A 17,604-nucleotide genomic window follows, 5' to 3' on the forward strand; every position below is an offset into this window, starting at 1 on the left:
GCGCCGAGCGGCGCGCACGCCATGCAGGGGGCGCCGCGGCGCCCCGCGCGTCAGCCGCGGTTCTCGACCCCCGCCTGGAGCAGGCCGTAGACGACGGAGTCGACGAGCGCCTCCCACGAGGCCTCGACGAGGTTCGGGCCGACGCCGACCGTGCGCCAGGTGGTCTCCGCGCCCGAGTCCATGGTCTCGACGAGCACGCGCGTGACCGCGTCGGTGCCGTGCTGGGTGTCCATGATGCGCACCTTGAAGTCGATCAGCTCGAAGCGGCCGATCTCGGGGTAGGTCCCGGTGAGCGCCTTGCGCAGCGCCTGGTCGAGCGCGTTGACGGGGCCGTTGCCCTCGCCGGTCGCGATCACCCGCTCGGGGCCGACGTGCAGCTTCACGGTGGCCTCGGCGTTCGCCTCCGACGGGTTGCCGGGCACGGTCTCGACGATGACGCGCCAGCTCTCGGTGTCGAAGAAGCGCGCGCGCGCACCGTCGATCTCCTCGCGCAGGAGCAGCTCGAAGGACGCGTCGGCCGCGTCGTACGTGTAGCCCTGCGCCTCGGCGTCCTTGACCCGGTTGGTCACGCGCGAGAGGACCTCACCCTGACCCGCGAGGTCGAAGCCGAGCTCGCGGCCCTTGAGCTCGATCGAGGCGCGTCCCGCCATGTCGGAGATGAGCATGCGCATGTCGTTGCCGATCAGCGTCGGCTCGATGTGCTGGTAGAGGTCCGGGTCGACCTTGATGGCGCTCGCGTGCAGGCCGGCCTTGTGCGCGAAGGCACTCGCGCCGACGTACGGCTGGCGCGCGAAGGGCGCGATGTTGGTGATCTCGCTGATGGCGTGGGCGATGCGCGTGAGGTCGCGCAGCCCGGCGTCGGCGAGGACGGGCCGGCCGGCCTTGAGCTCGAGGTTCGCGACGACGGTGAGCAGGTCCGCGTTGCCCGTGCGCTCGCCGTAGCCGTTGACCGTGCCCTGGACGTGCACGGCGCCGGCCCGGACCGCGGCGAGGGTGTTCGCGACCGCGCACCCCGAGTCGTTGTGCGCGTGCATCCCGAGGCGGCCGTCGACCTCGGCGCGGACCGCCGTGACGATCTCGTGGACGCCGTCGGGCAGCATGCCGCCGTTCGTGTCGCACAGGCACACGCACTCGGCGCCCCCCTCGAAGCCCGCCCGCACCGCGGCGAGCGCGTAGCCGGCGTCGTACCGGTAGCCGTCGAAGAAGTGCTCGGCGTCGACCACGACCCGGCGTCCCTCGCCCACGAGGAACGCGACCGTGTCCCCGATCATCGCGAGGTTCTCCTCCGGCGTCGTGCGCAGCGCCCGCTCGACGTGACGGACGTCGTGCTTGGCCACGAGCGTCACGACGGGCGCCTGCGAGTCGAGCAGCGCGCGCACCTGGGGGTCGTCGGCCGCCCGCGTGCCCGCCTTGCGGGTCGAGCCGAAGGCCGCCAGGACGGCGTTCTTGAGCTCGAGCTCCGTGGTCGCGCGCCGGAAGAACTCGGTGTCCTTGGGGATGGCCCCCGGCCAGCCGCCCTCGATGTAGCCCACGCCGAGCTCGTCGAGCAGCGGCGCGATGGCCAGCTTGTCGGCGACGGAGAGGTTCATCCCCTCCTGCTGCGCACCGTCGCGCAGGGTCGTGTCGTAGACGTCGAAGTTCTCCACGGTGGCTCTTCTCGTCGAGCGGTGCTGCGGGCGCAACGGGTGCTGGTGGGCGGCGTGACCGGCGGGCCGCCCTCCCGGCCGTGGATGGTGCCGGGGCTGGGGCGGTTCGCGGGGCCGGGCGGTGGGTGGTGCCCGGACCAACAAAAAGACCCCCCGGGATACGGGAGGTCTGCGCGTTCGGCGGGTGGCCGAACGCGCTACGCAATGATGAGGGTGAGGCTGGTCACGCGCCGATGATGCCATACCTACGGCACCGTAGGAAGCGCGTGCCCACGCCGCGGCGCACGACGCGCGCGGCCGGGTCCTGGCCGCGCACGCCGTCGCCGGCGCTCAGATCAGCCGGTGCATCCAGCCGTGGCGGTCCTCGGCGCGGCCGTGCTGGATGTCCGTCAGCTGTGCGCGCACCGACGCCGTGACCGGTCCGGTGCCGCCGTCGCCGACGGTGAGGTCGAAGTCGTCGCTCGCCAGCCGTCCGATCGGCGTCACCACCGCGGCGGTGCCACACGCGAACACCTCCGCGATGCTGCCGTCCGCGAGCCCGTCCCGGACCTCTGCGAGCGGGAGGGAGCGCTCGGCGACGTCGTGCCCCGCCTCGGCGAGCAGCGTCAGGACGGACGAGCGCGTGACGCCCTCGAGGATCGAGCCGTTGAGGGGCGGCGTCGCGACCGACCCGTCGGCCTTGACCACGAACACGTTCATGCCGCCGAGCTCCTCGAGCTCGGTGTTCGTGACGGCGTCGAGGAAGCACACCTGCTCGCAGCCGTGCTCGTAGGCCTCCTGCTGCGGGAGCAGGCTCGCGGCGTAGTTGCCGCCGCACTTGGCGAAGCCCGTGCCGCCGGGACCGGCGCGGTGGTAGTCCCGGACGACCCAGATCGAGACCGGCTTCACGCCGCTCGAGAAGTACGGCCCGACGGGTGACGCGATGACGACGTACTGGACCTCGCGCGAGGGGCGCACGCCGAGGAACGTCTCCGACGCGAACATGAAGGGCCGCAGGTAGAGGCTGGTCTCGCCGCCTGACGGCACCCACGCCGCGTCGGTGCGCACGAGCGCCTCGATCGAGCCGAGGAAGTCGGCCTCGGACAGCTCGGGCAGCGCCAGGCGGTGCGCCGACGCCGCCATGCGCGCGGCGTTGGCCCAGGGCCGGAAGGTCCAGACCGAGCCGTCGTCGTGCCGGTAGGCCTTGAGGCCCTCGAAGACCTCCTGGCCGTAGTGCAGGACGGCGGCCGCGGGGTCGAGCTGGAGCGGCCCGTGCTTCTCCACGCGCCGGTCGTGCCAGCCCTCGTCCACCGACCACGCGATGCGCGCCATGTGGTCCGTGAAGACGGTGCCGAAGACCGGGGCCGCCATGAGCGCCGCGCGCTCGGCGTCGGTGCGCGGGCTGTCGCTCGGGCGGACCTCGAAGGCGTCGGCCGCCGAGGTGTGCGAGGCGGTCCCCGAGGTGGGGGTGGTGGTGCTCATGTCGGTCCTTTCACCAGGGCGGTGACCGCGCCGTCCCGGACGGCTCGGTCTGACGGTACCGGTGGTGACGGCCGGAGGGATCAGCCCGCGACCCGCGCCGCGAGGTCGGACCCGACCTCGGCCGTCGACCGTACTCGGTCGCCGCGCTCGGCCAGGTCGGCGGCGACGGCCGCCTCGACGCGCGCGGCGGCGTCGTCGAGCCCGAGGTGCGCGAGCAGCATGCTCACGCTGAGCACCGTGGCGGTCGGGTCCGCGATGCCCTGACCGGCGATGTCGGGGGCCGAGCCGTGCACGGGCTCGAACATCGACGGCGTCGTGCGGTCCGGGTTGATGTTGCCCGAGGCCGCCAGGCCGATGCCGCCCGTGATGGCGGCCGCCTGGTCGGTGAGGATGTCGCCGAACAGGTTGTCCGTGACGATCACGTCGAAGCGGGACGGCTTGGTGGTCATGAAGATCGTCGCCGCGTCGACGTGCAGGTAGTCCGTCGTGACGTCGGGGAACTCCGCGTTGACCGCCTCGACCGTGCGGCGCCACAGGTGCCCCGCGTGGACGAGGACGTTGTGCTTGTGCACGAGGGTGAGGTGCTTGCGGGGCCGGGCCTGCGCACGCGCGAAGGCGTCGCGCACGACGCGCTCCACGCCGAAGCGGGTGTTGACGCTCACCTCGTTGGCGACCTCGGCCGGCGTCCCGACGCGGATGGCGCCGCCGTTGCCGACGTACGGCCCCTCGGTCCCCTCGCGCACGACGACGAAGTCGACGTCGCCCGGCTCGGCGAGCGGCGAGCGCACCCCGGGGAACAGACGCGCCGGCCGCAGGTTGACGTAGTGGTCGAGCTCGAACCGCAGGCGGAGCAGCAGCCCGCGCTCCAGCACACCGGAGGGCACGCCGGGGTCACCGATCGCGCCGAGGAGGATCGCGTCGTGCTCCCGGATCGTCGCGAGGTCCGCGTCCGTCAGGGTCTCCCCCGTGCGGTGCCAGCGCTGGGCTCCGAGGTCCAGTTCGGTCGTGGCGACGTCCACGTCCTGTCCCGCGAGCGCGGCGTCGAGGACCCGGAGCCCCTGCTCCACGACCTCGACCCCGATGCCGTCACCCGCGACGACGGCGAGCCGGATGTTGCGTCCCATGCGTGCGAACCTCTCTCCTCGCCCCGCTCCGCGGGACGTTCGTCAAACCTGTAGCCATCCACCGACCCGGACCGCACCGGACCGCCCACCCGGACCGGACCGGACCGGACCACCCCGCACCGGACCACCCCACGAGCGCGGAGCGCCGTGCCGCGACACGCCGGCGTGTCGCGGCACGAGGCTCCGCGGTCACCGCACGACGCTCCGCGGGTGGGCACGACGCTCCGCGGTGGGCACGGGGCTCCGCTCTCGCGGTGCCGCGCGGGTCAGCGGGCGGCGGAACCCTCGACGTAGTCGGAGTCCGAGTCCTTCATCCAGGAGAACATCTTGCGCAGCTCGCGCCCGGTGGCCTCGATGGGGTGCGCCTCGCCCTTGGCCCGCAGCTCGGTGAACTCCGGCCCGCCCTTGTCCTGGTCGGCGATGAACCGCTCCGCGAACGCACCGTTCTGGATGTCCGCGAGGACGGCCTTCATGTTCTCCTTCACCTCGGGCGAGATGACCCGGGGCCCGGAGACGTAGTCGCCGTACTCGGCCGTGTCCGACACGGACCAGCGCTGCTTGGCGATGCCGCCCTCGACCATGAGGTCGACGATGAGCTTGAGCTCGTGCAGCACCTCGAAGTACGCGACCTCGGGCTGGTAGCCCGCCTCGGTCAGCGTCTCGAAGCCGTACTGGACCAGCTGCGAGGCACCGCCGCACAGCACGGCCTGCTCGCCGAAGAGGTCGGTCTCCGTCTCCTCGGTGAAGGTCGTCTTGATGCCGCCCGCGCGCAGGCCGCCGATGGCCTTGGCGTAGGACTTCGCGAGGTCCCAGGCCTGGCCGGACGCGTCCTGCTCGACGGCGACGATGACCGGCACGCCGCGCCCGCCCTCGTACTCGCGGCGCACGAGGTGACCCGGGCCCTTGGGCGCGACCATGAACACGTCGTGGCCGGCCTCGGGCTTGATGTAGCCGTAGCGGATGTTGAAGCCGTGCCCGAAGACCAGGGCCGCACCCTCGCGCAGGTTGGGCGCGATCTCGTCGCGGTAGATGTGCCGCTGGACCTGGTCCGGCGCGAGGACGACGACGACGTCGGCCTCCTTGACCGCGTCGGCGACGCTCAGGACCGGCAGGCCCTGCTCCTCGGCCTTGGCACGCGACGGCGAGCCCTCGCGCAGGCCGACGCGGACGTCCACGCCCGAGTCGCGCAGGTTGAGCGCGTGCGCGTGGCCCTGGCTGCCGTAGCCGATGACCGCGACCTTCCGGCCGGCGATGAGGGACAGATCGGCGTCGTCGTCGTAGAACAGCTCAGCCACGGGAGGGTCTCCTTGGTACGTAGGTGTCGTGCAGCAGTGTGGTGGGTCTCAGGCCGAGCGGCTGACGCGTTCCAGCGCTCGGTCGGTGATGGAGCGGGAGCCGCGGCCGATGGCGACGGTGCCCGACTGGACGATCTCGCGGATACCGAAGGGCTCCAGCGCCGCGAGGAGCGCCTCGAGCTTGCCCGGCCCGCCGGTGGCCTCGATGGTCACGGCGTCCGGCACGACGTCGACGACGTGCGCGCGGAACAGCGTGACGACCTCCAGGACGTGCGAGCGCACCGCAGGCTCGGCCCTGACCTTGACGAGCAGCAGCTCGCGCTGGACGGACGCGTCGGCCTCGAGCTCGACGATCTTGATGACGTTGATCAGCTTGTTGAGCTGCTTCGTCACCTGCTCGAGCGGCAGCTCGGCGACGTCGACGACGACGGTGATCCGCGAGATCTCCGGGTGCTCGGTGGGGCCCACCGCGAGCGAGTGGATGTTGAACGAGCGGCGGGCGAACAGGCCCGCGACTCGCGTCAGGACACCCGGCTTGTTCTCGACGAGCACGGAGAGGGTGTGCCGGCTCATGCTGCACCTTCTTCTTCGAGGACGGGTCGCGGCGCCAGGGCCGCGTCGAGCAAGGCTGTGACGTGCAGGGACGTGCTGTCGAGCAGCGGGACCGGCGCCGGCGTCGTGGCGTCCAGCAGCAGCGAGAGCTCGGTGCAGCCGAGGACGACGGCCTGCGCGCCGGCGTCCGCGAGGCGGGCGACGACGTCGAGGTAGGCACGCCGCGACTCCTCGCGGACCTGGCCCTGGACGAGCTCGTCGTAGATCACGCGGTTCACCAGGTCGGCGTCGTCCGGCCCGGGCACGACCACGTCGACGCCGACCACGGCCATCCGGTCCGGGTACAGGGCGCGCGAGGACATCGTGTAGCGCGTCCCCAGCAGGCCGACCCGCGTGGCACCGAGCGCGGTGGCGGCCGCAGCGACGGCGTCGACCACGTGGACCACGCGCACGTCCGGCCCGGCCCCGCGCACCACGTCGTCGTGCACCAGGTGCATGGTGTTGGCGAGGATGCCGACCACCTCGGCGCCCGCGGCGGCGAGCGCCGACGCCTCGACCTGGTAGCGGCGCCCGAGCGCCGGCCAGTCCCCCGCGACCTGGAGCACCTCGACCTCGGCGAAGTCGACCGAGCGCAGCACGAGGTCGGCCGAGTGGGTGCCGCCCAGCCGCTCGCGCACCCCGCGGTTGAGGCCCGCGTAGTACGAGGCGGTCGACTCCCAGGACGTGCCGCCGATGAGGCCGATGCGGCGCATCGCGGCCCCCGCCGGCATCACTCGCCCCGGTCCCACGCGGGGCTGATGCCGCGCGCGTACTGGATCTCGTCGTTGCTGACGCCGGCGGCGACCATCGGCCACACCATCGCGTCGCGCGAGACCGTGAAGTCCACGACGACGGGCTGGTCGTCGATCTCCATCGCGCGCCGGATCGTGGCGTCGACGTCGGCCCGGGTCTCGCAGCGCAGGCCCACGCAGCCGTAGGCGTCCGCGAGCTTGACGAAGTCGGGGATGCGGCGCGTGCCGTGACCCGTGTGCAGGTCCGTGTTCGAGTACCGCGACTCGTAGAACAGCGTCTGCCACTGGCGGACCATGCCCAGCGACGAGTTGTTGATGACCGCGACCTTGATCGGGATGTCGTTGATCGCGCAGGTGGCGAGCTCCTGGTTGGTCATCTGGAAGCAGCCGTCGCCGTCGATCGACCACACGGTGCGCGACGGGTCGCCGACCTTGGCGCCCATGGCCGCCGGGACCGAGTAGCCCATGGTGCCCAGGCCCCCGGAGTTCAGCCACGCGTTCGGCCGCTCGTAGCGGATGAACTGCGCCGCCCACATCTGGTGCTGGCCCACGCCGGCCACGTAGACCGCCTCCGGTCCGGCGATCTCGCCGATCCGCTGGATGACGTGCTGCGGGGCGAGGTGGCCGTCGTCGGGCTCGGTGAAGCCGAGCGGGAACGTCTCGCGCCAGTCGTCGATCTGGTGCCACCACGCCTCGAGGTCCGGCTTGCCGTGCTGCGCGTGCTCGCGGGCGAGCTCGGGCAGCAGGTCGGCGATGACCTCCTTGAGGTCCCCGACGATCGGCACGTCGACGCGGCGGTTCTTGCCGATCTCCGCCGGGTCGATGTCCGCGTGCACCACCGTCGCGTTCGGCGCGAACGACGACAGCTTCCCGGTCACCCGGTCGTCGAAGCGGGCGCCGAGCGCGATGACGAGGTCGGCCTTCTGCAGCGCGGCGACGGCGGGCACGGTGCCGTGCATGCCGGGCATCCCGAGGTTCTGCGGGTGGGAGTCGGGCAGGGCGCCGCGCGCCATCAGCGTGGTCACGGCCGGGGCGCCGGACGCGTCGACGAGCGCGCGCAGCTCGGCGCTCGCCCCGGAGCGGATCGCGCCGCCGCCGACGTAGAGCACGGGCCGGCGCGCGGTCGCGAGCAGCCGGGCCGCCTCGCGGATCTGCTTCGCGTGGGGCTTGGTCACCGGGTGGTAGCCGGGCAGCTCCATCGCCGGGGGCCACGCGAAGGTGGTGCGCGCCTGCATCGCGGACTTCGCGATGTCGACGAGCACGGGACCGGGCCGCCCGGTCTGCGCGATGTGGAACGCCTCGGCGATGACGCGCGGGATCTCGTCCGGGTCGGTGACGAGGAAGTTGTGCTTGGTGATCGGCAGCGTGATGCCGACGATGTCGGCCTCCTGGAACGCGTCCGTGCCGATCATCGAGGCGCCGACCTGGCCGGTGATCGCCACGAGGGGGACCGAGTCCATGTTGGCGTCGGCGATCGGCGTCACGAGGTTCGTCGCACCCGGGCCCGACGTCGCCATGCAGACGCCGACCTTCCCGCTGGTGTACGCGTAGCCCGCCGCGGCGTGGCCGGCGCCCTGCTCGTGGCGCACGAGGATGTGCCGCATGACCTTGGAGTCCATCAGCGGGTCGTAGGTCGGCAGGATCGCGCCGCCCGGGATGCCGAAGACGACCTGCGTGCCGGCGGCCTCGAGCGAGCGCACGATCGACTCGGCGCCGGTCACCGACTGGGCCGGCGTGGCCTGCGCGGTCGCGGCCTGCGCGGTCGCGGCGCCGACCGGGCGGGCGACGGGGGGCTGCGGCGTGGGACGTCCGGTCGGGCGGGCGTCGGACGCCGGCGCCGCCGGGGTGGTGCCCTGGACCATCGTGGTCTCCCTGCTTGCTGGTTCGTGCTGGTGAACGGCACTGGCGGAGCGCGCCGTCGTGGCGGCGCGGTCCTGGCATGAAAAAACCCCTCGGCCCACGGGGGGCTCGGCGAGGGGTGGGCGCGCGGACGGACCTTGCCTGGGCGGTCGACCGGCGCCTAGGTAAGTACTACGAGGATCGTCTGCACGTCGAGCACACTACGCCTGCGCCCGAGGGATGTCACGCCACGGCCCGGCGTGTCCACATCGTGGTTCACCGATCCACGATGCGGGACGTCGTGGGGCGGCGGCGCACGCCACGCTCACCAGTCGACCGCGGGCAGCCCGTCCAGGCTCGTGCGGTTCTTCCGTGCGCGGTACGCGACGAGCTCGTCCCGGTCCTTGCGCCCGTTCGCCGCGTCGAGGATGTCGCGCTCCCCCGTGTACTCCATGAGCGGCACCGCGAACCCGCACGAGTCGGCGACCCGCTCGACGTCGACCACGATCACCGCGCGCACGCCGGGGTGCTCCGGGAACCGGGGCAGCCAGGCGTCGAGCTCCGGGTCCCCGAGCGCGACCACGCGACCACGACCGTGCAGCCGGACGATGTTCGGCCGTCCGGCGAACGCGCACACCATGACCGTGATGCGGCCGTTCTCCCGCAGGTGGGCGATCGTCTCGGCGCCGGACGCCGTGAGGTCGAGGTACGCGACCGTCAGCGGGTCCACCACGACGAGGGTGCCCTTGCCGCCCTTCGGCGAGAGGTTGACGTGACCGTCCGCGGCGAGCGGCGCGGTCGCCACGAAGTAGACCGGCTGGTCCTCGATGAAGCTCGCGAGCCGCTCGGTGATCTCGGGGTGCACGGTTCCCATGGCCCATGGTCTACCGCAGTCCCGCACCCCGGCGCGTGCGCCGCGCGCTCGTCGTCCAGGTCCGCCGGTGGGCGGTCGCCGCGGTCACCAGCCGGCGGCACCCTCGAACGACGTCGGCCGCGGCGTCACACCCAGTCGCTCGTGCAGCGCGGTGAGGTCGTAGGTGCGCTCGTGCACGAGGTGGCTCAGGGCGTAGCGCGTCAGGCGCGGTGCCCGGCCCCCGGGCAGCCGGTGCAGCGCCTCCCCCGCGGTCGCGAGCGCCCACGCCGCGCGGGCCGGCACCGCCACGACGCGCGCGGGGGTGCCGCGCTCGGCGAGCAGGGCGGTCAGCGCCGCGCGGAGCTCGACGGGCTCGGCATCGGCGACGTTCGCGACGAGCGGCCCGTCGAGCGGGACGCTCGCCGCGGCGAGCACGGCGTCCGTGAGGGTCCGCACGTGCGTCAGGTGCTGGCGCACGCGGCCGCCCCCGGGCAGCGGCAGCCAGCGCCGGCGCCGGCCCCGCACGGTCGCGAGCACGCGCGGCAGCAGCGTGGTGTCGCCCGGTCCGTACACGGCGTGCGGCCGCAGCACGACGACGTCGCGCGCGGTCGCCGACGCCAGCACCTCCCGCTCCGCGTCGGCCTTCGCCTCCGCGTACGGGTCGAGGTAGCGCGCCACGGGCGCCTCGCTCTCGCGGGCACCCACGCTGGGCCCCGTGGGGTCGTACACGCTCGCGGTCGAGACGTGCACGACCCGGGCGGTACCGCTGTGCCGCAGCACGGCGCGCGTGCCGTCGACCGTCACGGCCCGCACCCGCTCGCGCTCCCCGGCGTCGCCGACCCAGGCCGCGCAGTGCACGACGACGTCGGCCGAGGCGAGGAGCTCCAGCACCCCGGCCGACGGCGGCGCGGTGAGGTCCCAGGCGGCGTGCGTCCCGGCCTCGACGCGGGCCGGGCGCCGCGACGTCGTCGCGACCTCCCAGCCGGCCTCGGCCGCGGCGGCCGCCACGGCGCCGCCCACGAACCCGGACGCGCCCGTCACCACCATCCGCGTCATCGGGCCCCCGCCGTGAGCAGCGCGGCCGCCGCCGCGGCCAGGGCCGCGCGGTCCGGCTTGCGGCTGCGGCCGGACACCGGCACCCGGTCGGCGACGAGCACGTGGTCGGGCATGGCGCCGTGGTCCAGGACCTCCGGCAGCCGGCGGCGGACCTCAGCCACGAAGGCGTCGTCACCCGGGCCCAGCGCGGGCGGCCCGCCGTCGCTCGGCGGTGCGCCCTGCGGCACGACGACGAGCACGACCTGCTCGTCACCGTCGGACGCCCGCGGCACGCCGACGAGGAAGGCCGCCCCGACGCCGGGCAGCCGGGCGAGGCGCGGCTCGTACAGGCCCGGGTAGATGTTCGTGGTGCCGCGGATGAGCATGTCCCGCGTCCGTCCCACGAGCACGAGGCGACCCGCGTCGTCCCACCGCGCGAGGTCGCCCGTGCGGTGCTCGGCGACCGCCTCGGTGCCGTCGCCGTCGAGGTAGCCGCGCATGAGGGACGACCCGCCGAGGACGAGCTCGCCGACGCCGTCCGGCGCGTCGGGGCCGACGGGCTCGAGGCGGGCGGTCACGCCCGCCAGCGGCCGCCCGACGAGGTCACCCGCACCGGTGACCGCCGCGTCGGCGACCTTCTCCGCGCCGTCGACCACGGCCACCGGGAGGATCTCCGTCATCCCGTACACGCCGACCCACCGGGTGCCCGGGAGCACCCGCGCCGCGCGCTCGAGCAGCGCCGCCGTCACCGGGGCGCCGCCGACGAGCCCGGTGCGCGGCCCGCGCGCCGGCACCCGGCCGGCCACGACCGCGTCGAGGAGGGCGGTGACGTCGGCGGGCACGAGGAACGCCACCGCGGCGTCCCCGAGGCCCGCGGCGAAGCCGACGACGTCGTCGGCCGGCGCGCGCGCGGGCAACGACCAGGTGCCGCCCGAGACGAGCGCCGGCAGGCCCAGCAGCATCTGGTCGGTCCGCACGACGTCGCCGGGTGCCACCGCGCACACCTGCCGCAGCAGGGCGGTGCCCGCGCCGAGCGAGCCGCGCGTGTGCACCACGGCGCGCGGGGCCGCCGTCGTGCCCGACGTGAAGACGACGAGCGCCTCGAGGTCGGGGCGGGAGGCGACCTCGACGGCGGCGGTGCCGCGCGCCAGGGCGCGGGCGCGCCGCGAGCCCCGCGGGACGCCGGGGAGCCGGAGGCCGGCGTGGACGTGGCGCACGGGCAGCCGCGCGTAGTCCGGCAGCAGGATCCCGCGGCGCCGCGCGAGACCCGCGAGGCCCGGGCGCGAGAGCGCGTACAGCAGGGACTCGGTGGCCGCCCACGTCGGCGCCGCGGCCGCGACGCGCGCGGCGAAGAGCTCGGGCGTGGACCCGGGGTCGACGAGCACCAGCGAGCCGCCCGCGGCGACGACGCCGAGCGCGAGCACGAGCCCCTCGGTGCGCGGCCGGACCGAGAACAGGACGCGGTCCGCGTCGCGGAGCCCGCCCGCCCGCAGCGCCGCGGCGGTCGCGCGCACGCGGCGCCCGAGCTCGCCGTAGGTCAGCTCCACCCGGCCCGCGCGCAGCGCGACGCGCGCGGGGTGCCGGTCGCACTGCACGAGGACCTCGTGCACGAGGTCGGGCGTCATGCGGCGTCGGCCTCGCGGCGGGGTCCCGCCCCGACGGCCAGGTGCGCGTAGGCCGGGATGAGCACGCCGCGCGCGACCCGGCGCTCGACGACGCGCAGCGGCCCCGCCGAGCGCACGGCGGCGAGCAGGGCGTCGAGCACGGCGGTGGTCTGCACCATGGCGAGCGGCATGCCGAGGCAGAAGTGGGGTCCCGCCCCGAACCACAGCTGGCGCACGGCCGCCGGCTGCGGGACGTCGGGCGCGAAGGGCCCGGCCCCCCGGCACGCGAGCAGCGTCGCGATGACGACGCGGTCCCCGGCGGCGACACGCACGCCCCCGACGTCGCCCGCGGCCTCGACGCTGCGCAGCATCGCGGGTGTCGGCGCGGTGATCCGCAGCGCCTCGGACACGACCTTGCCGGCGAGCCCGGCGTCGTCCGCCGCCGCGAGGCGCGCGTCCCAGCCGGTGTCGGCGAGCAGCGCCGCGAGCCGCGGCACGAACGAGACGAGGGTCTCGGTGCCCGTGAGCACGAAGGCGCCGACGGCGCCGCGCGCCTCGGACTCGCTGAGCCCGAGCGCGCGCATCCGGCCGGGCACGGTCGCCTCGTCGCCCGCGCGGTACGCGGTCACCGCGTGCGCCGACAGCCTGCCCAGCACCTCGCGCGCCCGGCGCACCTGCGGCGGCGTGAGCGTGCGCCGGTGCAGGCGCACCATCCCGACGATCTCCTGCGCGTCACGGAACGCGGAGCGCACGGCCGCGTCCGTCGCGGGCAGGCCCGTCATCCGGCAGATGACGGCCCCGGCCATGGCGCCGACGTGCGCGACGAGGTCCACGTGCGCCCCGGCCGCGAGCCGCTCGCCCAGCCGTTCCGTCGGCCCGGCCAGCACCGGGCCGGTCAGGTCGGCGACCGCGCGCGGCGTGAAGAGCGGCGCGAGGCGGCCGCGCAGGCGCGCGTGGTCGTCGCCCTCCATGTTGAGCAGCACCGCCGGCCCGAGGACCGGCGTCCAGAGGTCCGCCGGGGAGCCCGGGCCGGTCTTCGTGAAGCGCTCGGTGTCCAGCAGGACCTCGCGGGCGAGCGCGGCGTCGCTGACGACCACCCCGAGGCCGGGCACGCGCACCACCGGGCCCCGCGCGGCGACCCGGCGCAGGAACGGGTAGACGACGGGGTGGGCGCCCCGCTGCACGCGCTCCTCCCAGGCCATGGCGTGCGCGAGCGGCGCGGTCCGCGCCGCGGCGTCGGGGCGGCTCATCGGATGTCCACCACGGCGGGGCGGTAGCGGTGGTCCGCGTACCACCCGAGCGTGCGGCGCAGGCCCCACGCGTGCACGCGCCGCACGGAGGCGCGCACGACGACGTCGCGGCGGTAGCCGTAGCGCGGGGTCAGGCGCCGCACGGCGTTGACCAGCGCGCGGTCCTCGTGGAGGTCCTCGATGGCGGTACGCGGGAAGCCGCCCGCACGCTCGTACAGGTCCGCCGTGATGGCGAGGTTGCAGCCCGGGCACATGAGGTACGGGCCGAGGTAGGCCGGGTCCTGGTTGCCGGGCCGGATCTGGCCGAAGCGCGCCGCGACCGCGACGGCGGCCCGCAGCGCGCCGCGCCGCAGCGGTCCCACCGGGACGTCGTCCGAGCGCGGCAGCATCGGGCCCGTGACGAGCTCGAGGCCGCCGTCGGTGAGCGCCGTCCGCACGGCGCGCGTCCAGCCGGGCGCGGGCAGGCAGTCGGCGTCCGTGCGCGCCAGGAGGGTCGCGCCGGCGGCGATCGCCGCGCGCATGCCGGTGTCGGCCGCCGCGCCGGTGCCCTTGAGCGGCTCGTGCAGCACGCGCCAGCGCGCGAGACCCCACCGCTCGACGAACGCGCGCACGACGTCGGGCGTGCCGTCCGTCGAGCCGTTGTCGACCACGACCACGTCGAAATCCGCGTCCCGCTGGTCGCGCAGCGCGGCGAGCGTCGCGCCGATGCCGGTGGCCTCCTGGAAGGCGGGGACGACGACGGCGAGGGTCACAGGCGGACGGCCATCGCGCCGATGCTGATGCCGCCCGCGAGGCCCACGAGGAGCACGACGTCGCCGGGCCCGACGCGCCCCTGCTCCCGCGCCCGCACGAGCTGCAGGGGCAGGGTGACCGACGCGAGGTTGCCGTGCTCGGCCACCGTGAGCAGCGTGCGGTCGGCGGGCAGGCCGAGCGCGTCGTGGACGTCGCCGAGGTAGGTGACGGCGACCTGGTGCACCGCGACCAGCGCGACGTCGTCCCACGTCAGCCCGGCACGCGCGAGCACCTCGAGCACCGTGCCGGGGCCGAGCGCGAGGAAGGCCTCACGCAGGCGCGAGCCGTCGATGTCGAAGTACGTCCGGTCCAGGTCGCGCGGGTGCGCGGTACCGCCCCCGGGCAGCGTGCCGATGGTCCAGTGCTGCGACTGCGCCGCGAACCCGGACGCGAGGACGCCCACGGGCGCCGGCCCGGGGTCCGCCGGCGCCGCGCGCAGCAGGAGCGCCGCGCCGCCGTCGGACATCGTGTAGCCCGCCGCCGAGCGCAGGTAGGTCGCACGGTCGGGCACGTCCCAGCGCACCGCGCGCGACGGCGCCTCGCCGCTCGCCACGAGCACCGTGCGGTACCGCCCGGTGCGGATGAGCGCCTCGCCCACCTCGAGCGCGTTGAGCACCGAGTTGCACGCGTTCTTGACGTCCATCACCGGACAGCCGAGGCCGAGCTTCTGGGCCACGATGTGCGACGTCGCCGGCTCGACCATGTCCTGGCTCGCCGAGGCGAACAGGAGCAGGTCGACGTCCTCGAGCGCGAGACCCTGCGCGGCGAGCAGCTTGGCCGCCGCCGCCGTGGCCAGGTCGGACGCCTGCCAGTCGTCCGGCAGCACGTGCACGGCGCGCACGCCGGTCAGGCGCCCGACCATGCCCGCCGGCGGTGCGACACCGGGGTTGCGCGCGGCGAGCGCGCGCTCGGCGTCGAGCACGCGGACGGTGCGCTCGGGCAGGTGGACCTCGACCCCCGCGAGCACCGCAGCAGGGACCGCTCTGGGGGAGGGCATGGGCGAGAGCCTATCGACGGGGGCTCGGCCGGCCCCGGCGCCGACGGGGTGAACTGCCGACGCCGAGGCCGCGAGGCGCGGGACTGAGGCGCGGGACGTGGCACAGTGCGCGCATGCTCGCCCACGCCCGCGACGTCGCCCTCGTCGTCGCCGCACGCCCCGCGGTGGCCGCGCTGCTGCTCGCCGGCCGCGCCGTCGCCGCCCGCCGCGTGGTCCGCGTCCCGCGCGTCGGCTGGGTGACCGCCTCCCCCGTGCTGGCCCGGCGGGCGCTCAACGACCACGGCGCGTTCTCGATGGTCGGCGAGGGCGGCGTCGGGCACCTGTGGGCCCAGGTGCTCGGCCCGTGGGTGACCGAGCTGTTCGACGGGCCCGGGCACCACGACCTGCGGTCGCGCTCGCGCGAGCTGTTCACCGACGCGGCGGCGCGCGAGCAGGTGGCGCAGGTGTGGGGACCGCTGCTCGCGTCGGCACGGGCCCTGCTCGCGGCGGGGGGTGAGGTCGACGTCGCGGACCTGTCGCGCGTCGCGGTGGGCCGCATGATGATCGCGTCGCTCGGCATCCCGGTGGCGGGCGACGAGGTGAGCGACGACGCCGCGCGGCTGGTCTTCGCCCGGGGCGAGCGCCTCGCGACGACGGCGGTGCGCGCGACGACCCAGCCGGTGCTCGACCCCGAGCTCGTGCAGGTCGCGCGCGACGTCGTCGCCGAGCTCACGGCCGGGGTCCCGCACGCCTACCGCACCGCCCCGGGCTCGACGCTGCTCGGCCGCATGCGCGAGCTGGGCGTGACCGAGCGCGAGGCGACCGGGCTCGCGGCGCTGCTGCTCGTCGCGGGCACCGAGACGTCGGCTTCCGCGATGCAGCGCACCGTCGCGCTGCTCGTGGACACGGGCGAGCAGCACCGCCTGCTGCGCCGGCCGGAGCACCTCGACGACGCGGTGCGGGAAGGGCTGCGCGTGAGCACGCCCGCGGTCGTCATCGGGCGCTCGGTCGCGGCCGACGTCGAGCTGGGGGGCCGCGCGCTGCGCGCCGGGGACAGCCTGCTCGCGCTCGTGTGGTCGGCGAACACCGCCGTCGGGCGCTTCCGCCTCGACCGCCCGTACGCGGCGGAGAACCGGCAGCTGTGGTTCGGCGCGGGCCGGCACCTGTGCCTGGGCGCGCCGCTCGCGCGGGCCGAGGTGCGCGGCCTCGTCGAGACCCTCTGGGCGGACGGCGCGCCGTTGCGCGTGGTGCGACGCAGCGCCCAGCGCGGCGTGCTCGTGCCGTCCTACCGCCGGCTGGTCGTCGCTCGCGCCTGACGGCGGAACCTTCCGGGCGCCGGCGCTCGACCCCGCGGGTCCCGCGGGACGAGCATCGACGCAGGCCCGGGAGCGACCCGGGACCACCGGAGGAGGGCCCGTGACCGTCGGCATCTCGCACGGCGCTGACGCCGAGGCGCTGCGCTCGCTCGCGGTCGCGCTCGCCGCGACCGCCGACCATCTCGAGCAGGTCGACCTGCGCACCGTCGACGGCGTCGACGGCCTCGGCTGGACGGGGCAGGACGCCCGCACCTTCCGCGCGACCTGGGACGAGACCCACGCGGTGACGCTGCACCTCACCGCGGCCCTGATGCGGCGCGGCGCCGCGCAGCTCCTGGAGGAGGCGGCCGACCAGGACGAGGCGAGCGGGGGCGCGTCCGGCTGGACCGCGCTGCGCGACCGGGTGCACGCCCGCGTCGACGCGCTGGGCGAGGTCTTCTCGCAGACCGTCGCCCAGCTCGGCATGCTCGGCACCGCGGTGAGCCTCGCCGAGCTCGGCGACCTGCGTCGCCGCGCCGGGCAGGCGATGGACGCGGCGGGGGCGTCCGGTGCGCTGGGCGGGTTCCTCGACCGGTCCATCGGCACGGGCACGGGCTCGGTCCTCGGGGTCCTGGGCGCCATCGGCACCGCGAACGACCTGCACGGCGCCTACCACGGGTACCGGGACGGCGACGGGTGGCAGGCCGTCAACGGCACCGTCTCCGGCGGCCTCGGCGTCGCGGGCATGGTGACCTCGAGCCCGTGGGTCGCCGGCCCCGCCGTCTCGTGGTCGGCCGGGTCCGCGATCGGGGACGACCTGCGCGAGCGCATGGAGGGCACGGCGTTCGGGGACCGCTTCACCGACCGCATGGACGCCGTCTTCGACGTGATGGGTCCGGCGGGCATGCTCGTCACGCCGGGCGCGCTGGCCGTGGCGGCCGGCGAGGCGGTCGTCGACGCGGTGAGCGAGGCCGTGCTGGACCTCACCGACGGTCCCGACGACCCGCTGCTCGGCGGCGGGGGTCGGTGAGCAGCTCCGCCGACGCGCGGGCCGGGGCTGCCGCACGGGCGACGGGCCGGATACCCTCCCG

Annotated in this window: 15 protein-coding genes; 2 read left to right on the forward strand and 13 right to left on the reverse strand. The window is 75.3% G+C overall.

Annotated features, from left to right (window positions below; genetic code table 11):
• Window positions 1-50 precede the first annotated feature (50 nt).
• The 13 genes from cimA to H2O74_RS10795 all read right to left on the reverse strand — a co-directional run bounded on the left by cimA (window position 51) and on the right by H2O74_RS10795 (window position 15,239).
• The gene (gene cimA / locus H2O74_RS10735; RefSeq protein ID WP_255491564.1) at window positions 51-1,646 is read right to left on the reverse strand and encodes a citramalate synthase; all 1,596 of its coding nucleotides are present in this window, start codon (window positions 1,644-1,646) and stop codon (window positions 51-53) included.
• Window positions 1,647-1,976: 330 nt separating this feature from the next.
• Window positions 1,977-3,107, reverse strand: a complete 1,131-nt coding sequence (locus tag H2O74_RS10740) for a branched-chain amino acid aminotransferase (RefSeq protein ID WP_182111578.1) — start codon at window positions 3,105-3,107, stop codon at window positions 1,977-1,979.
• Window positions 3,108-3,187: 80 nt separating this feature from the next.
• Entirely contained in the window at window positions 3,188-4,231 is a 1,044-nt protein-coding gene (locus H2O74_RS10745) for a 3-isopropylmalate dehydrogenase (RefSeq protein WP_182111579.1), read from the reverse strand.
• Between the two features lie 266 nt (window positions 4,232-4,497).
• On the reverse strand, window positions 4,498-5,526 hold the full coding sequence (gene ilvC, locus H2O74_RS10750; protein WP_182111580.1) for a ketol-acid reductoisomerase: 1,029 nt from the start codon (window positions 5,524-5,526) through the stop codon (window positions 4,498-4,500).
• Window positions 5,527-5,574: 48 nt separating this feature from the next.
• Window positions 5,575-6,099, reverse strand: coding sequence for an acetolactate synthase small subunit (gene ilvN, locus H2O74_RS10755; RefSeq protein WP_182111581.1), 525 nt, complete (start codon window positions 6,097-6,099; stop codon window positions 5,575-5,577).
• Window positions 6,096-6,830, reverse strand: coding sequence for an aspartate/glutamate racemase family protein (locus H2O74_RS10760; protein ID WP_182111582.1), 735 nt, complete (start codon window positions 6,828-6,830; stop codon window positions 6,096-6,098). Before H2O74_RS10760 ends, ilvN begins: the two co-directional genes overlap by 4 nt.
• A 17-nt stretch (window positions 6,831-6,847) precedes the next feature.
• Window positions 6,848-8,731 carry an acetolactate synthase large subunit gene (locus tag H2O74_RS10765; protein WP_182111583.1) on the reverse strand — a complete coding sequence of 628 codons (1,884 nt, stop codon included), beginning with the start codon at window positions 8,729-8,731 and terminating at the stop codon, window positions 6,848-6,850.
• Between the two features lie 302 nt (window positions 8,732-9,033).
• Window positions 9,034-9,582 (reverse strand): pyridoxamine 5'-phosphate oxidase family protein, encoded by a 549-nt coding sequence (locus H2O74_RS10770; protein WP_182111584.1) that lies wholly within the window; start codon window positions 9,580-9,582, stop codon window positions 9,034-9,036.
• Between the two features lie 84 nt (window positions 9,583-9,666).
• On the reverse strand, window positions 9,667-10,617 hold the full coding sequence (locus H2O74_RS10775) for an NAD-dependent epimerase/dehydratase family protein (protein WP_182111585.1): 951 nt from the start codon (window positions 10,615-10,617) through the stop codon (window positions 9,667-9,669).
• Window positions 10,614-12,221: a class I adenylate-forming enzyme family protein gene (locus H2O74_RS10780; protein WP_182111586.1), complete on the reverse strand. Its 1,608-nt coding sequence runs from the start codon at window positions 12,219-12,221 to the stop codon at window positions 10,614-10,616. Before H2O74_RS10780 ends, H2O74_RS10775 begins: the two co-directional genes overlap by 4 nt.
• Window positions 12,218-13,450: a cytochrome P450 gene (locus tag H2O74_RS10785; protein ID WP_220457950.1), complete on the reverse strand. Its 1,233-nt coding sequence runs from the start codon at window positions 13,448-13,450 to the stop codon at window positions 12,218-12,220. Before H2O74_RS10785 ends, H2O74_RS10780 begins: the two co-directional genes overlap by 4 nt.
• Entirely contained in the window at window positions 13,447-14,202 is a 756-nt protein-coding gene (locus H2O74_RS10790) for a glycosyltransferase family A protein (RefSeq protein WP_182111587.1), read from the reverse strand. The genes H2O74_RS10785 and H2O74_RS10790 overlap by 4 nt, the downstream gene beginning before the upstream one ends.
• On the reverse strand, window positions 14,199-15,239 hold the full coding sequence (locus tag H2O74_RS10795) for a 3-oxoacyl-ACP synthase III family protein (protein WP_182111588.1): 1,041 nt from the start codon (window positions 15,237-15,239) through the stop codon (window positions 14,199-14,201). Before H2O74_RS10795 ends, H2O74_RS10790 begins: the two co-directional genes overlap by 4 nt.
• 113 nt (window positions 15,240-15,352) lie before the next feature.
• Between H2O74_RS10795 and H2O74_RS10800 the strand changes: the two genes are divergently transcribed.
• Both H2O74_RS10800 and H2O74_RS10805 read left to right on the forward strand, forming a co-directional pair.
• Window positions 15,353-16,534, forward strand: coding sequence for a cytochrome P450 (locus H2O74_RS10800; RefSeq protein WP_182111589.1), 1,182 nt, complete (start codon window positions 15,353-15,355; stop codon window positions 16,532-16,534).
• A 100-nt stretch (window positions 16,535-16,634) separates the two neighbouring features.
• The gene (locus H2O74_RS10805) at window positions 16,635-17,543 is read left to right on the forward strand and encodes a hypothetical protein (protein WP_182111590.1); all 909 of its coding nucleotides are present in this window, start codon (window positions 16,635-16,637) and stop codon (window positions 17,541-17,543) included.
• Window positions 17,544-17,604 lie beyond the last annotated feature (61 nt).

The sequence above is a fragment of the Actinotalea sp. JY-7876 genome (genome assembly GCF_014042015.1).
Lineage (GTDB): Bacteria > Actinomycetota > Actinomycetes > Actinomycetales > Cellulomonadaceae > Actinotalea.